Here is a 348-nt window from a genome sequence, read left to right as displayed (position 1 = left end):
GCCGCTGAAGCAAGATTCGGAGCGATTGCCGCCATCATGGCAGCAAGAGCGAACGTTTTTTTCATAAAGATTTTCTCCTTCGTTTCGTTGCTCATTGTGGGGAGTGCCTTCAAACATGTCCAGCGTGTTCGGGTCGCGGTCGTCGTTTGGCCGCTCTTCCGGGCTGAACATCGACATGATCCGGCGGCGGATATCGCCGTCCTTGTTGACCAAGGTTTTGGTCACGAAGGCCGCGTATTCCTTGGCGTTGTCGTAGCCCTTCCAGACCTCGTGAGGGTCCAGCGCGTAGGCGCAAACTCGGCCAGCGACAGGGATGCGGACAAGCGCCCGGTTTTCTTCCAGGTAGGC

The 348-nt window shown here is 57.5% G+C and carries 1 protein-coding gene; it reads right to left on the bottom strand.

From position 1 onward, the window contains the following. A partial coding sequence (locus tag RMT89_RS41530; protein WP_399498886.1) for a hypothetical protein occupies positions 1 to 348 on the bottom strand: 348 nt, incomplete at both ends.

The organism is Streptomyces sp. P17 (assembly GCF_032436805.1).
In the GTDB taxonomy this organism is placed as follows: domain Bacteria; phylum Actinomycetota; class Actinomycetes; order Streptomycetales; family Streptomycetaceae; genus Streptomyces.
This window is presented reverse-complemented; position numbering and strand designations above follow the sequence as displayed.